The sequence below is a fragment of the Hydrogenophaga sp. genome, from assembly GCF_048549895.1.
GTDB lineage: Bacteria > Pseudomonadota > Gammaproteobacteria > Burkholderiales > Burkholderiaceae_C > Hydrogenophaga.
This window is the reverse complement of the sequence record NZ_JBLYYB010000156.1, coordinates 1-13019: the sequence shown is the minus strand read 5'-3', so window position 1 is coordinate 13019 and position 13019 is coordinate 1. Positions and strand designations below refer to the sequence as shown.

The window sequence follows — 13019 nt, the reverse complement described above, 5'->3', positions numbered from 1 at the left end:
TGACCATCGCCGAGTCGTTCCGCGACGAAGGCCGTGACGTGCTGTTCTTCGTGGACAACATCTACCGCTACACGCTGGCCGGTACCGAAGTGTCCGCCCTGCTGGGCCGCATGCCTTCCGCCGTGGGCTACCAGCCCACGCTGGCCGAAGAGATGGGCCGCCTGCAGGAGCGCATCACCTCCACCAAGGTCGGCTCGATCACCTCCATCCAGGCCGTGTACGTGCCTGCCGATGACTTGACCGACCCATCGCCCGCCACCACCTTTGCCCACCTGGACTCCACCGTGGTGCTGAGCCGTGACATCGCATCGCTGGGCATCTACCCCGCGGTTGATCCCCTGGACTCCACCAGCCGCCAGCTGGACCCGCTGGTGGTGGGTCAGGAGCACTACGAAACCGCCCGCGCCGTGCAGAACACCCTGCAGCGCTACAAGGAACTGCGCGACATCATCGCCATTCTGGGCATGGACGAACTGGCACCCGAAGACAAGCTGGCCGTGGCCCGCGCCCGCAAGATCCAGCGTTTCCTGTCGCAGCCGTTCCACGTGGCTGAAGTGTTCACCGGTTCGCCCGGCAAGTACGTGACCCTGGCCGAGACCATCCGTGGTTTCAAGATGATCACGGCCGGCGAGTGTGATCACCTGCCCGAGCAGGCGTTCTACATGGTCGGCACCATCGACGAAGCCTTTGAGAAGGCCAAGAAGATGGCGTAAAGCGGCTGTGGTGGGTGCCGGTATGCACTGGTTTCCCGCCCGTTCGCTTTCCAACCATCTTCAACAGGAGACCCTATGAGCACCATCCGCGTCGATGTGGTGAGCGCCGAAGCTTCCATTTTTTCTGGCGATGCCAAGTTCGTGGCCCTGCCGGGTGAAGCGGGCGAGCTGGGCATCTTGCCCGGCCACATGCCGCTCATCACCCGCATCAAGCCCGGTGCTGTTCGCATCGAAAAAGCCGACGGCGGCGAAGAATTCGTGTTCGTGGCCGGTGGCATTCTGGAAGTGCAACCGCACCACATCACTGTGTTGTCCGACACCGCCATCCGCGGCAAGGACCTCGACGAAGCCAAGGCGCTGGACGCACGCAAGCAGGCCGAAGAGGCTTTGAAAAACGCCAAGAGCGACATCGACCTGGCCAAGGCCACGTCCGAGCTGGCGGTCATGGCGGCCCAGATCGCCGCGCTGCGCAAGTTCCGTCAAAAGAAGTGATCACGCAAACATTGCGCTGCTTTCCATGAAAAGATCGGCTTCGAGCCGGTCTTTTTTTTGCCTGTTGCTGGCTGCAACACCCGGCTGTACGAATACCATGCGCTTGTGAACAAAGGCGGAGACGATGTCATCGATTTTTGAGAGCCCGGAACTGGCGCCCGAAGAGGTCGCTGCGCGGTTGCTGGTCACCCCCTCGGCCCTGGCCGACCTCACATTGGGTGACGCCCTCAAGGTGGTGGGCTACATGCGGCCCAAGCTGATCAAGGCGGGCACCGTGATCATCCAGGAAGGTGAAGTCCGGCAGACCGACTACATGCTGTTGGTGCTCGAAGGTGACATTGCGGTGGAAAACGAGCTGCCTGGCCTGCACGAGAGCATGGTGGTGAACATCATGGGGCCCGGTCATTTGATCGGGGAAATGGGCGTGCTCGATGGCGCACCGCGCTCGGCCACCTGCACGGCCAACACCAACATCGCTGCGGCCGTGCTCTCACGCACGGCGCTCATGCGCATCCTGAAAGAAGACCCGCGGCTGGGTTCGCGCCTGTTGCTCGCGATCTCCAAGCGCATGGCCGACCGCCTGCGCGAGACCACCCGCAAACTCAAGACCTTTGCCCAGATGAACAAGGCCTTGCAGCAAGAGCTGCAGGTGGTGATGAACAGCCGCAGCCCGCTGGACAAACGCCGGGGCTGATCGTCGCTTTACGGCTACCGGCGCACCACCGCGTCGGGCAGTTCGTTGGGGCGCACCGCGTCGGGCTCGGCCGGAAAGTTCAGCACCAGCAGCGCCGACACTTCTTCCAGCGCCTGCGTGAGCCCGTCTTCGAATTCACCCGATCGCAAGCGCGCGCCTAGCCGGTCCACGATGGCCTGCCACTCGCCCTGGCTCACGCGCCGCGCCAATGCGCGGTCGGCCACGAACTCGATGGCGTGTTCGGCCAGCAACACGTAGATCAGCACGCCGTTGTTGTGCTCGGTATCCCAGATGCGCAAGCGGCCAAACCAGGTGATGGCGCGCTCGCGCACCACCTGTGCCAACGGCGCCTCCGGGCCGATGCGCCACAGGTAACTCATCGGCAGAGCCGCTTCAACGCACAGGCGCACCTCACCGGTGTGCCGCCCTTCGCTGGCCGCCACGCGCCGCGCGATGCGCTCGGCCATGTCGTCGGGCACGGCGCGCGCGGTGTCCGAGCGGTCCATCCAGCGGTGTTTGAAGATGCGCAGCAGTCTGTTCATGGTCACCACCCGCCCGAGGCTCCGCCGCCCCCAAAGTTGCCACCGCCGCCCGAGCTGAACCCGCCGCCCCCGCGACCACCGCCGAAGCCGCCATCACCCATGCCGCCGCCCCAACCCCCGCGTCCGCCTCGACCCGAACCACCCAGGGCGGGCGCCGGTAGAAACTGCATGAACAGAGCCGCGAGCATGCCGAGCAAGCCAGCGCCGATGGCCACCCAGAGCACCGCAGTCAGCACCCAGGCAAGGCCACCCGCGCCCACGCCGGTGAGCACGGTGCCGAGCTTGTTGCCGAACATGCCGCGCATCAGACCGGAGAGCATGGGGATGGCAAACACCAGAAAGACCAGCGCGTCCATCCATTCGAAATCATCGGAGCTGGCGGCACGCTGCGCCGCCGAGGCGTTGGGCAAGGGAAGCTCTTCACCACGGATGCGTGCCAGGATCTGGTCGACGCCAGCGTTGATGCCGCCGACGTAGTCGCCTCGGCGGAAGGCGGGGGTTACGGCGCTGTCCAGGATGCGGCGCGCCATGAGGTCGGGGATGGCGCCCTCCAACGCCTTGGCGGTGGCGATGCGCAGGCGCCGGTCGTCCTTGGCAATGACGAACAAGGCGCCATCGCCCACGTCGGCCCGGCCGATCTTCCAGGCGTCACCCACGCGCTGGGTGAAATCGGCGATGTCTTCCGGCGCGGTGGTCGGCACCATCAGCACCACCACCTGCGAGCCGTTGGCTTGTTCAAAGGCCGCGAGCTTGGTCTCAAGAGATGCGATGCTGGCCGCGTCCAGCGTGGCGGTCTGGTCGATCACGCGTGTGCTGAGCGCAGGCACCGGCACCAGTCCCTGGGCCGACGCGAAGGCCACCACCCACCACAGGCCCAGCGCCAAAAGGCACCGGGCGCACAAGCGTGTCATGGCTTCTTGAAGTCCACCGTGGGCGGTGCGGAGATGGCCGCTTCGTCGGCCACCTGGAAGTTGGCCTTGGGGCTGTAGCCGAACACCATCGCGGTCAGGTTGGTCGGGAAGCTGCGCGAGAGCACGTTGTACTCCTGCACGGTCTGGATGTAGCGGTTGCGCGCCACGGTGATGCGGTTCTCGGTGCCTTCGAGCTGCACGCGCAGGTCGCTGAAGCCCTGGTTGGCCTTGAGGTTGGGGTACTGCTCCACCACCACCATCAGACGGCTGAGCGCGCTGCCCAGCTCACCCTGCGCGGCCTGGAACTGCTGCATGGCGGCCGGGTCGTTGAGCGTCTCGGGCGTCACCTGGATGCTGGTGGCCTTGGAGCGCGCCTCGATCACGCGGGTGAGCGTCTCCTGCTCGAAGTTGGCCTCGCCTTTCACGGTGGCCACGATGTTGGGGATCAGATCGGCGCGGCGCTGGTACTGGTTGAGCACCTCCGACCACGCCGAGCGCGTCTGCTCGTCGAGCCGCTGGAAATCGTTGTAGCCGCAACCAGTGAGGCCGATGGACAGCAGCAGGGCAGCAGCCCAGGTGGAGACAGAGCGCAAAAGTGTGTGCATAAAACCTCCAGTGGCCTGCGGCCCGTTCACGCTGAAGCTCTGGGTGAGCCTCGAATCTGCGGGACTATACCCCCGGGACATGGCACTGGGCGGTGCACCCGGGCACACAGACGATGCACTGCCGTCAAAATACGGCGCATGCGAAAACCCAAACTCCCACCGGGCTCCCCGGACGACGCAGAGGCCGCGTTCTACGACGCGCTGCAGCACGCCGACATCGAACGCCTCATGGCCTGCTGGGCCGACGAGGACGACATCGTCTGCGTGCACCCGGGCGGTCCCCGACTGGTCGGCCATGCAGCCGTGCGCTCGGCGTTCGAGGCAATGTTTGCCAACGGCAGCGTGCAGGCCACACCGGAGAAGGTGCGTCGCCTGGATGCGGGCGCCTGCAGCGTGCACAGCGTGGTCGAACGCGTGGCGGTGATGAGCGACGACGGCTTCCAACACGCCTGGGTGGTGGCCACCAACGTGTACGCCAAGACCGCACAGGGCTGGCGCATGGTGGCGCACCACGCCAGCCCGGGCATGCGCACCGAGCCGCCCGAAATCCTGACCGCCAAGCCTGTGCTGCATTGAGCGCCGACGGTTTTCACTACGCCCCGCCCTGGTGGCTGCCCGGCGGCAACGCACAGACGCTCTGGGCGGCGCTGGGCAGCCGCCGACATTTCGGCCCTGCGCCGCGCTGGACCCGCAGCCGCTGGAACACACCCGATGGCGATTTCATCGACGTTGATCAGGCGCAGCACACAACCTTGGCCAACGCGCCCTTGCTGGTGCTGTTTCACGGCCTCGAAGGCTCATCGGCCAGCCAGTACGCGGTGGCCTTTGCCGACTTTGCAGCGACCAATGGGCTGGCCTTCGCCGTGCCGCATTTCCGGGGGTGTTCGGGCGAGCTCAACCGCGCGCCGCGCGCCTACCACTCGGGCGACTTTGAAGAGGTCGACTGGATCCTCAAGCGCTTTTCTGCCGAACATCCCGGACGGCCCTTGATCGCGGCCGGCGTGTCGCTCGGGGGCAATGCGCTCATGCGCTGGGCCGCCGAGATGGGCGAGTCCGCCGGCCAGCAGGTGCGGGCGGTGGCGTCCATCTGTTCGCCGCTGGACCTGGCTGCGGGCGGCCACGCCATCGGACGCGGTTTCAACCGGCTGGTCTACACCCGCATGTTCATGGCCAGCATGGTGCCCAAGGCCCTGAAGAAGCTGGAGCAACACCCCGGCCTGTTTGACCGCAACGCCTTGCTGGCCGCTCGTGATCTCTTCGAGTTCGACAACCTGTTCACTGCACCGCTGCACGGCTTTCGCGACACCCCCGACTACTGGTCGCGCGCGTCGGCCAAACCGGTGTTGCACCAGATCCGCGTGCCCGCGCTCGCGCTCAACGCACGCAACGATCCCTTCATACCCGCCGCGTCCTTGCCGACCTCTGAGCAGGTGGGGCGCCACGTGACGCTGTGGCAGCCTGCACAGGGCGGCCATGTGGGTTTTCCGGTCTCGCACGGCGCACTCGGCCTGCCGGGTCATGTGCGCGCCATGCCCGAAGCCGTGGGACACTGGTTGCTCAAGCACCTTTGATCGAACCACCATGGACGACATCGTCAAGGCCGCCTTGGCCAAGTGGCCCAACGTGCCCGATTGCTTCGGCTGGCTGGGGCTGGATGCGCGTGGCAACTGGTACATGCGCGACGACCGCGTGCAGGCCGCTGGCGCCTTTCCGGCGAGCAAGGGCTCGCTGCTGCGGCACGAGAAGCTCATCGACTTCATCCAGCGCAACTATGCGGCCGACGAACAAGGCCGGTGGTTCTTTCAGAACGGGCCGCAGCGCGTCTTTGTGGACCTGGAAGACACGCCATGGGTCTGGCGCCTGCAGCCCGATGGCCGTGTGCTGTCGCACACGGGGCAGTCGCCTCAACAGGAAATGGCCAGCTTCGTGAACGAAGCTGGCCATCTCTATCTGGCCACCGAGCTGGGACTGGGCCGCGTGCACACCGCCGACATGGCGCTGGCCGCAGACTGGGTTGAGGCCGGACGCTGGACGCCGGCCCCGACCGATCAGGCATCCCTGCCCCAGCGTTGGGGATTTGCTCGGCAGCCGCGCTAGACCGACGCTCAGAGCTTTGCGGTCGAGGTGGGCGGGACCAGACAGCTTGTCGATGCTCTGTTCGGAGTTACCCAGCCGCTTCTCGAACTCGTACATATGCTCGTCTACGTGGTGGGCGATGTCGTGGTGACTGGGCTCGTTGCATAAATCCAATTGACCAGGATCGACTGCAGTGCCGCGAGGGCCTTGTCGCGGCCATCTCGGCACTGCACGCCGAAACAGGCCATCACCACCTGGGTCGTCATCGGATTGAGCCGGGCGACCCAGGCCGGGTAGGGCGGGACATGGTTCTCAGAGGCGCGTCCAATGAAAAAGGCCGCTATGAACAGCGGCCTTTTTACGGGAGCTTGCAGCAGCGTTTACTTCACCGCTTCGAGCATGTACTGCACCGCGGCCTTGATGTCGGCGTCCGAGGCGGCAGAACCGCCCTTGGGTGGCATGGCGCCTTTGCCCTTGATCACGCTCGCGGTCAGACCATCGAGACCCAGGCCCACGCGTGGGGCCCATGCGGCCTTGTCGGCGAACTTGGGCGCACCGGCCACGCCGGCCACGTGGCACACAGCACACGCCTGTTTGTAAAGCGCTTCACCCGCGCCAGCGGCAACGGTGGCCGTCGCGGCTGGAGCAGGGGCCGCAGGTGCAGCTGCCACGACAACAGCCGCTGCTGGTGTGGCCGCTGCGGCGGCAGGTGCCGCCTCGGCAGCTGCGGCTGGCGCTGCAGGCGCAGCTGCTGCTGGTACCGGAAAGTTGCCACCGGACGCGTTGACCAGATGCACCACGGCGCGCCCGATCTCCTCGTCACGGTAGGCGCCACCACCCTGCGCGCCCATGGCGCCTTTGCCCTTGAGCACAGAGGTCAGCAGAGCGTCGTATCCCGTGGCGATGCGGGGAGCCCAAGCGGCAGCATCGCCAAACTTGGGCGCCCCAGCCACACCAGCCGCGTGGCAGGCCACGCACTGCGCAGCGTAGACCGCATCGCCCAGTGCCAGCGGGCGGTTGGCATCGCGCAATTCAACCGTGCCGACGCGCTGGATGCGTTGAGCCGTGGCCAGCTCAGGGTCGCCAGCGCCCATGGCGGGCTTGTTGCCCGAGGTCACAAAATAGACCAGGCCAATGATGATGAAAATGGGGGCGACAAAAGCGAAGAACGACGTCCACAGCAACTGCGAAGGTGTCTTGATCGGGCCGGTGTGGTGTTCGTGCGCGTGGTCGCTCATGGTGTCCTCAGGGGGTGGCAAGGCGGGTCGAAAAACTGGCAGAACATACCCGCATACGTGGATTCTGAACAGCTTTCCATTATAGCCAACGCCCCTTGGGCACCGTCTCAAAACCCCCTCGCCTGATAGAATCCGCCAGGTTGCGGCTGTAGCTCAGTGGATAGAGTATTGGCCTCCGAAGGCTGTCGTCATGGCAGCTGGCAGCAACGAAACGAGTATTGGTCTTTTTACAGCATGCGGCTGTAGCTCAGTGGATAGAGTATCGGCCTCCGAAGCCGAGGGTCGTGGGTTCGATCCCCGCCAGCCGCACCAAGCCTTGCACACGCGGCAAGTGCCTACACACATATTGCGAAGAACATCATTTTTCGCGGAATCCGACTCCCGCTGATTTGGGCACATCGCACTTATGGACCAATGGTCGGAGCTGATCTTTTTGAAAAGCTTGTGCCCGATGTGTGCCTTGCTTGTGCCGCGCCCATCCCACAGGTTCAACTCGGAACGTTGAAAACGACCCTTGCACTTGTGCCGCTCAATGGTCGAGTGTGAACCGCCCCGGGTTCCGTGGAGGCCGGTTGGTTTAAGTCAGGCAGCGGTTGCCGCCTGATTGGCGAGATGCCGGTAATAGTTTGCCTCAGCCTCGGCCGGAGGTATGTAGCCGATGGGTTCCAGCAGCCTGTGGTGGTTGAACCAGGACACCCATTTAAGGGTGGCCAGCTCCACCGATTCCTTGGTCTTCCAAGGCGCTCGCCGATGGATCAGCTCGGCCTTGTACAAGCCGTTGATGGTCTCGGCCAGCGCGTTGTCGTAGCTGTCGCCCTTGCTGCCCACTGACGGTTCGATGCCCGCCTCGGCGAGGCGCTCGCTGTAGCGGATGCTGACGTATTGCGACCCCCTGTCGGAGTGACAAACCAGGCTGCCATCGCGCTCGGGTTGCCTGGCATACAGCGCCTGCTCAAGTGCATCGAGAACGAAGTCCGTTCGCATCGAACTGCTCACGCGCCAACCCACGATGCGCCGGGCATACACGTCGATCACAAAGGCCACGTACTGCCAGCCCTGCCAGGTCGAGACGTAGGTGAAATCAGAGACCCAGAGCTGGTTGGGTCGATCGGCCTTGAAGACCCGGTTGACCCGGTCCAGCGGGCATGGCGCCTTGCCATCGCTGATGGTGGTGCGCACCACCTTGCCACGGCGCACACCTTGCAAGCCCAGGCGTTTCATCAAGCGCTCGACCGTGCAGCGGGCAATGGAGATGCCCTCGCGGTTGAGCTGCTTCCAGACCTTGTCGGCACCGTACACCTGCATGTTGGCCTGCCACACGCGTTCGATGTGAGGAGCCAATGCCCCGTCACGCTGTGCGCGCTGACATCGCAAGGCCGGGTTGCGTTGCTGGGCGGCGTGGCGCCAATAGCCAGACGGGGCGATCTGCAAAGTGCTGCAGATCGACTCGACCCCGTAGGCCTGTCGATGCTGATCGATGAAGCCCTTCAGGACTTCAGACGGCGGTCGAGCTCCGCCTGGGCGAAAAACGCGCTGGCCAGCTTCAGGATCTCATTGGCCTTGCGCAGCTCCTTGTTCTCGCGTTCGAGCTCCTTCAGGCGCTGCAGGTCGGTCGTCGTGACGCCAGCCCTGGCACCGGTATCGATCTCATCGCGCTTGACCCATTCGTTGAGCGTCTGCGGCACGCAGCCGATCTTGGGCGCGATGGATTCGATGGCAGCCCACAGCGAGGGGTACTCGCCTCGGTGCTCCTGCACCATGCGAACCGCGCGTTCGCGGACCTCGGGAGAAAAGTGGTTCGACTTCTTCATGGCTCAATCCTCTCAGAGAGTTGAGCCTCCTCAAAACCCGGGGCGGTTCAAGTGAGGAACTCGAATCCTCACAGCCATTGACTTGCTAAACCTGTGGGGCCGTTGTGCAGCGTGGCTGTGTACAAACTGCGTTAAGTCACGTTTTCAAGGGCCCCTAACCCCTCGCACATTCACAAAAGCGCAACCTGGGCCAATCTGAGAGGTCAACTTTCGAACTGGCGTCGATCGCGATGGGTTTTCACACTACCTCCAGCGGGTCCTGACGGCCAAAGTCTGGCGACCAATGTGCGCTCGGTGCCCCATTGCTGTCGGGCAGGCTGATTTTTCCTAAGCGACCAATTGTGCAGTCAGCATCGCGGCAGATAGACTGCCTTGGTCGCCCCAGTAGCGGCCTTCAATCGAGGGCTTTGGCAAACTGGTGGCCCGTAAGAGCAAGCCCAAAAAGCCAAGTTGGTGTCAACGGAACCAGCAGCAGCCCAAGCCTTACTTATCGCGGCTCAAGAACGTCTTGTCACTGAGCTTACCCTCATCGAACTGCTCGTCACGCTGGGCATCGTTGCCGTGCTCGCCTCCATCGTCGTTCCGTCCGCACAGTTGGTTCAGCAAAGACAGAAGGAACAAGAGCTTCGGCTGGCTTTGCGAGACATCCGACAAGCGCTGGACGCCTACAAGCGGGCCTCGGATGAAGGCCGGGTAGAGAAGGAGGCCGGTGCAACAGGTTATCCGCCATCTCTGGAAATGTTAGCCGCTGGCGTTGAAGACAGACGCAGTCCCAAGCGCGAAAAGATTCACTTCATCCGGCGAATTCCTCGAGACCCCTTCCATACCGACCCTGAAGTGCCAGCCACCCAAACCTGGGGTTTAAGGGCATACGCCTCGGAGGCCGTAGACCCGCGTCCCGGAGATAATGTTTACGACGTTCACACCCTGTCCAACGCCAAGGGCCTCAACGGTATCGCGCTGCGTGATTGGTAACACGATGACCCTGCTGCCAGCACCGATGTATTCAAGCGCTAGGGGATTTACGCTCATCGAGCTTCTGGTGGTCCTGGCCATCGTGGCCACGTTGAGCATGATGGTGTACCCGCGGTACAGCCAGCGCATTGATATGGCAAAGGAAACGACTCTTCAGGAGAATCTTCGCTCCGTGCGCGCTGTGATTGACGACTTTCGAGGAGACAAAGGCCGCTACCCAGAAAGCTTGGAGGAGCTGGTGGAGCAGCGCTACCTCAAAGCACTGCCCTTGGACCCCATCACTGAGTCCAGCAGCACCTGGCGCATCATCGCACCGCCCGATGGACTGGAGGGCGCGGTTTACGACCTACACAGCGGGGCTGCCGGTGTCACACGCAATGGTCGGGCCTATGCGGACTGGTGAACAAGGCTTCGGCTACGTCTTTCTGCTGGTGCTCATTGCCGTCCTCGGTGGAGTGAGCGCGTATGCATTGGAGGATGGGCAGTTGCTAAGCCGTCGGGATGCCGAGCAAGAACTGTTGATTGTGGGACGCTCCTTTGAAGAGGCGCTGTACAGCTATTCTGGCTTGCAACCGACGGATGCCTCCAATGGCCCGCGTGCAGTCGGCATGATGGCTACGGGAACCGCTTGGACTTGTTGGACGCATCCTTTGTGCTCTCCTTGGTCTCGATGAGACGGAGCATGGGTGAATCGCCCCGGAAGTGCTCCAGGAACACGATGAAGTCCGGGTAGAAGTAGTTCTTGTGCTCCCCGCGCACGAGCTGCACGGAGTAGGGCTTGCGATCGGGGTTTCGATGCCACCACTTGACGAACGTGGCGCGATCCAGCGCGCGGGCGAATTCGAGTTCGTTGGTCCCCATGGCAAAGCCACCGTCGAAATCAGCGAACCGGTGCACCACCGCCTCCAGCTCGACGGCAATGCGCCGAGCGGCGGCAACCTGAGGGCAGGTGTCGCACAAGCCTCGAGGGAGGAAACCGCGGCGAAGGCCACTGCGGCAGGTTTGACGCTCGGATGCCTATGGCGATTGCCGGTTGGCCAGACGGCCCATGCTGCACCGATCGCGGCGGTCGGCTGGCCGCGTGGCGCTGACATCGGCGCTGCTGCCTGTCTCGATGCCCGTGCTCGCCAGCTCAAGGTGGGCCGGCGAGGGCCTTGGACGCATCGAGACGCAGGCATCCCCAGCCGACGTGCCCACGTGGCCTGTCGACATCACGGCGATGTTGGTGGTGGACGCACTCACGATGCCGGTGGCCCCCTGATGACCTCGCCGCGCAGGATCGTCTGCACGACGAGCAGCGCCCGACCGCAGTGGTGGCAGACGAAGACCGGTGCCTGCTGCATGGCAGATGGCGTAGCTTCGGCGTCCACGGACGGCGGCTTGACTTCGACCTGCAATGCCTCGCGAACCCGCGCGAGGTCGGCGCGGCGGCTGCCGTTGGCCAGCAGCCCGTAGTGCCGGATACGGTGGAAGCCACCGGGCAGCACGTGCAGCAGGAAGCGGCGCATGAACTCCTGCGGCGCGAGCGTCATGGTCTTGTAGCGCGTGCGCCCTGCATGATCTCCCTTGTCCGCCCGGTAGTCCTTCCACCGGAAGCACACGCCCTGGTCGTCCATCGCCACGAGCCGGCTGTTGGAGATCGCCACCCTGTGCGTGTAGCGCGACAGGTAGGCCAGCACCGCCTTCGGCCCGGCGAACGGTGGCTTGGCGTAGACCACCCACTCGGCCTTGCGCAGCGGCGCCAGCCAGGCCTTGAACTGCGCTGCGTCCGCCAGGCCGGCATGCTCGCCGAAGAACTGCAACCGGCTGGCCTGGTGCAGCCGCTGCAGTTCTTCGAGGAACCGGCGCCGGAACAGCCGCGAGAGCACGCGCACCGGCAGGAAGAAGCCCGGCCGGCAGGCCACCCAGGTCGTGCCGTCCGGCGCCAGCCCGCCGCCGGGCACGATGCCGTGCACGTGCGGGTGGTGCGTCAGCGCCGAGCCCCAGGTGTGCAGCACCAGCGTCGCGCCGATGCGGGCGCCCAGGTGCTTGGGGTCCATCGCGATGGTCTGCAGCACCTCTGCGGCCATGTCGAACAGCAGGCCATAGATGGCGGCCTTGTGCGTGTAGGCGATGTCGGCGATGGGCGCCGGCAGGGTGAAGACGACGTGGAAGTACTCCACCGGCAGCAGGTCGGCCTGCCGGGCGTCGAGCCAGCGCTGCGCGGCCGTGCTCTGGCACTTCGGGCAGTGCCGGTTGCGGCAGGAGTTGTAGGACACAGCGTCGGTGCCGCAGCCATCGCAGCGCAGCACATGGCCACCCAGTGCCGCCGTGCGGCACTGGGTGATGGCCGACATCACCTTGAGCTGGCCCAGGCTCAGGTGGCCTCGCTGCGCCTCGCGCCAGGCCGGGCCGTGCACGCGGAAGATGTCGGCGACCTCCAGGGCGGGCCGCCCCTTCATCGACAACCCCGGCGTGCTTCAGGACGGCGGCAGTTCCTCCAGCGGCCCGATGACCTCGCGCAGCAAGTCAGTGGCCACGTGGGCGTAGATCGACGTGGTCTCCAGCTTCTTGTGCCCGAGCAGCACCTGGATCACGCGGATGTCGACCTTGCGCTCCAGCAGGTGGGTGGCGAACGAGTGGCGCAGGGTGTGCGTCGTCACGCGCTTGGCGATGCCGGCAGCCGATGCGGCATCGTGCACCGCGCGGTTGAGCTGGCGGATCGTCAGCGGATCCATCGGGTCCATGCCCGGGAACAGCCAGCCCCCGGGCAGCATCTTGCCCTGGGCGCGACCCACCCGCCACCAACTGCGCAGCCGAGCCAGAACCACCGGGCTGAGCATGGCGTAGCGGTCCTTGGCGCCCTTGCCCTGCTCGACACGCAGCGCCATGCGCTGGCTGTCGACGTCACCGACCTTGAGCCTGCACACCTCGCTGGCGCGCAGACCCGCGCCGTAGGCCACCGACAGCGCCGCCTGGTGCT

The 13019-nt window shown here is 64.7% G+C and carries 16 protein-coding genes, 1 tRNA gene, 1 pseudogene and 1 other annotated feature; of the genes and pseudogenes, 10 read left to right on the top strand and 8 right to left on the bottom strand.

What is annotated here, in order from left to right; translation table 11 throughout:
- From ACN4F8_RS15450 to ACN4F8_RS15440, 3 genes and pseudogenes are all read left to right on the top strand, one after another.
- A pseudogene (locus tag ACN4F8_RS15450) lies at nucleotides 1–713 on the top strand (F0F1 ATP synthase subunit beta); the annotation flags it as partial.
- 75 nt (nucleotides 714–788) lie between these two features.
- On the top strand, nucleotides 789–1205 hold the full coding sequence (locus ACN4F8_RS15445) for a F0F1 ATP synthase subunit epsilon (protein WP_300653480.1): 417 nt from the start codon (nucleotides 789–791) through the stop codon (nucleotides 1203–1205).
- Nucleotides 1206–1329: 124 nt separating this feature from the next.
- Nucleotides 1330–1899: a cyclic nucleotide-binding domain-containing protein gene (locus tag ACN4F8_RS15440; RefSeq protein ID WP_419474363.1), complete on the top strand. Its 570-nt coding sequence runs from the start codon at nucleotides 1330–1332 to the stop codon at nucleotides 1897–1899.
- A 14-nt stretch (nucleotides 1900–1913) separates the two neighbouring features.
- Here ACN4F8_RS15440 and ACN4F8_RS15435 read toward each other — a convergent pair whose 3' ends face one another.
- Genes ACN4F8_RS15435 through ACN4F8_RS15425 form a run of 3 tightly spaced genes read right to left on the bottom strand, consistent with a single transcriptional unit; the run spans nucleotide 1914 to nucleotide 3957 of the window.
- Nucleotides 1914–2441 carry a TPM domain-containing protein gene (locus ACN4F8_RS15435; RefSeq protein WP_419474362.1) on the bottom strand — a complete coding sequence of 176 codons (528 nt, stop codon included), beginning with the start codon at nucleotides 2439–2441 and terminating at the stop codon, nucleotides 1914–1916.
- A 2-nt stretch (nucleotides 2442–2443) separates the two neighbouring features.
- Entirely contained in the window at nucleotides 2444–3352 is a 909-nt protein-coding gene (locus ACN4F8_RS15430) for a TPM domain-containing protein (RefSeq protein WP_419474361.1), read from the bottom strand.
- On the bottom strand, nucleotides 3349–3957 hold the full coding sequence (locus ACN4F8_RS15425; RefSeq protein ID WP_419474360.1) for a LemA family protein: 609 nt from the start codon (nucleotides 3955–3957) through the stop codon (nucleotides 3349–3351). The genes ACN4F8_RS15430 and ACN4F8_RS15425 overlap by 4 nt, the downstream gene beginning before the upstream one ends.
- Before the next feature lie 138 nt (nucleotides 3958–4095).
- On the opposite strand from ACN4F8_RS15425, the gene ACN4F8_RS15420 reads away from it, so the two are divergent.
- From ACN4F8_RS15420 to ACN4F8_RS15410, 3 genes are read left to right on the top strand one after another with little or no spacing between them, the layout of a single operon-like run.
- Nucleotides 4096–4533, top strand: coding sequence for a YybH family protein (locus ACN4F8_RS15420; RefSeq protein WP_419474359.1), 438 nt, complete (start codon nucleotides 4096–4098; stop codon nucleotides 4531–4533).
- Complete coding sequence (locus ACN4F8_RS15415; protein ID WP_419474358.1) at nucleotides 4530–5528, top strand: YheT family hydrolase; 999 nt, start codon at nucleotides 4530–4532, stop codon at nucleotides 5526–5528. The genes ACN4F8_RS15420 and ACN4F8_RS15415 overlap by 4 nt, the downstream gene beginning before the upstream one ends.
- A 10-nt stretch (nucleotides 5529–5538) precedes the next feature.
- Entirely contained in the window at nucleotides 5539–6054 is a 516-nt protein-coding gene (locus ACN4F8_RS15410; protein ID WP_419474357.1) for a DUF2946 family protein, read from the top strand.
- A gap of 359 nt (nucleotides 6055–6413) precedes the next feature.
- Here ACN4F8_RS15410 and ACN4F8_RS15405 read toward each other — a convergent pair whose 3' ends face one another.
- On the bottom strand, nucleotides 6414–7271 hold the full coding sequence (locus ACN4F8_RS15405; protein WP_419474356.1) for a c-type cytochrome: 858 nt from the start codon (nucleotides 7269–7271) through the stop codon (nucleotides 6414–6416).
- Nucleotides 7272–7507: 236 nt separating this feature from the next.
- Between ACN4F8_RS15405 and ACN4F8_RS15400 the strand changes: the two genes are divergently transcribed.
- Nucleotides 7508–7583 (top strand) — tRNA-Arg (locus tag ACN4F8_RS15400).
- 270 nt (nucleotides 7584–7853) lie between these two features.
- Here the strand turns inward: ACN4F8_RS15400 and ACN4F8_RS15395 are convergent.
- A protein-coding gene (locus tag ACN4F8_RS15395; protein WP_419474355.1) for an IS3 family transposase occupies nucleotides 7854–9082 on the bottom strand; the annotation gives its coding sequence in 2 pieces (ribosomal slippage) (nucleotides 7854–8794 and nucleotides 8794–9082; 1230 coding nt in all).
- Nucleotides 8688–8804, bottom strand: a sequence feature (AL1L pseudoknot). It overlaps the preceding gene by 117 nt.
- A 453-nt stretch (nucleotides 9083–9535) precedes the next feature.
- Here ACN4F8_RS15395 and ACN4F8_RS15390 point away from each other — a divergent pair.
- Both ACN4F8_RS15390 and ACN4F8_RS15385 read left to right on the top strand, forming a co-directional pair.
- On the top strand, nucleotides 9536–10057 hold the full coding sequence (locus ACN4F8_RS15390; protein WP_419474354.1) for a type II secretion system protein: 522 nt from the start codon (nucleotides 9536–9538) through the stop codon (nucleotides 10055–10057).
- Nucleotides 10058–10061: 4 nt separating this feature from the next.
- A complete protein-coding gene (locus tag ACN4F8_RS15385; protein WP_419474353.1) occupies nucleotides 10062–10460 on the top strand; it encodes a type II secretion system protein in 399 nt (132 codons plus the stop codon).
- A 212-nt stretch (nucleotides 10461–10672) separates the two neighbouring features.
- Here ACN4F8_RS15385 and ACN4F8_RS15380 read toward each other — a convergent pair whose 3' ends face one another.
- Nucleotides 10673–11017 (bottom strand): hypothetical protein, encoded by a 345-nt coding sequence (locus ACN4F8_RS15380; protein WP_419474352.1) that lies wholly within the window; start codon nucleotides 11015–11017, stop codon nucleotides 10673–10675.
- Nucleotides 11018–11105: 88 nt separating this feature from the next.
- Here ACN4F8_RS15380 and ACN4F8_RS15375 point away from each other — a divergent pair, with 88 nt between their 5' ends.
- Nucleotides 11106–11318 (top strand): hypothetical protein, encoded by a 213-nt coding sequence (locus tag ACN4F8_RS15375; protein ID WP_159604467.1) that lies wholly within the window; start codon nucleotides 11106–11108, stop codon nucleotides 11316–11318.
- Here the strand turns inward: ACN4F8_RS15375 and ACN4F8_RS15370 are convergent.
- Both ACN4F8_RS15370 and ACN4F8_RS15365 read right to left on the bottom strand, forming a co-directional pair.
- On the bottom strand, nucleotides 11296–12498 hold the full coding sequence (locus tag ACN4F8_RS15370) for an IS91 family transposase (RefSeq protein WP_159604469.1): 1203 nt from the start codon (nucleotides 12496–12498) through the stop codon (nucleotides 11296–11298). The two genes, ACN4F8_RS15375 and ACN4F8_RS15370, sit on opposite strands and share 23 nt — an antisense overlap.
- An 18-nt stretch (nucleotides 12499–12516) precedes the next feature.
- The coding region (locus ACN4F8_RS15365; protein ID WP_419474351.1) for a tyrosine-type recombinase/integrase at nucleotides 12517–13019 on the bottom strand (503 nt) is incomplete at its 5' end.

Bases quoted from the DNA above. Each gene is read 5' to 3' on its own strand.
- ACN4F8_RS15445 (WP_300653480.1), top strand. From the start codon at position 789: ATGAGCACCATCCGCGTCGATGTGGTGAGCGCCGAAGCTTCCATTTTT.
- ACN4F8_RS15440 (WP_419474363.1), top strand. From the start codon at position 1,330: ATGTCATCGATTTTTGAGAGCCCGGAACTGGCGCCCGAAGAGGTCGCT.
- ACN4F8_RS15435 (WP_419474362.1), bottom strand. From the start codon at position 2,441: ATGAACAGACTGCTGCGCATCTTCAAACACCGCTGGATGGACCGCTCG.
- ACN4F8_RS15430 (WP_419474361.1), bottom strand. From the start codon at position 3,352: ATGACACGCTTGTGCGCCCGGTGCCTTTTGGCGCTGGGCCTGTGGTGG.
- ACN4F8_RS15425 (WP_419474360.1), bottom strand. From the start codon at position 3,957: ATGCACACACTTTTGCGCTCTGTCTCCACCTGGGCTGCTGCCCTGCTG.
- ACN4F8_RS15420 (WP_419474359.1), top strand. From the start codon at position 4,096: ATGCGAAAACCCAAACTCCCACCGGGCTCCCCGGACGACGCAGAGGCC.
- ACN4F8_RS15410 (WP_419474357.1), top strand. From the start codon at position 5,539: ATGGACGACATCGTCAAGGCCGCCTTGGCCAAGTGGCCCAACGTGCCC.
- ACN4F8_RS15405 (WP_419474356.1), bottom strand. From the start codon at position 7,271: ATGAGCGACCACGCGCACGAACACCACACCGGCCCGATCAAGACACCT.
- ACN4F8_RS15385 (WP_419474353.1), top strand. From the start codon at position 10,062: ATGACCCTGCTGCCAGCACCGATGTATTCAAGCGCTAGGGGATTTACG.
- ACN4F8_RS15375 (WP_159604467.1), top strand. From the start codon at position 11,106: ATGCTGCACCGATCGCGGCGGTCGGCTGGCCGCGTGGCGCTGACATCG.
- ACN4F8_RS15370 (WP_159604469.1), bottom strand. From the start codon at position 12,498: ATGAAGGGGCGGCCCGCCCTGGAGGTCGCCGACATCTTCCGCGTGCAC.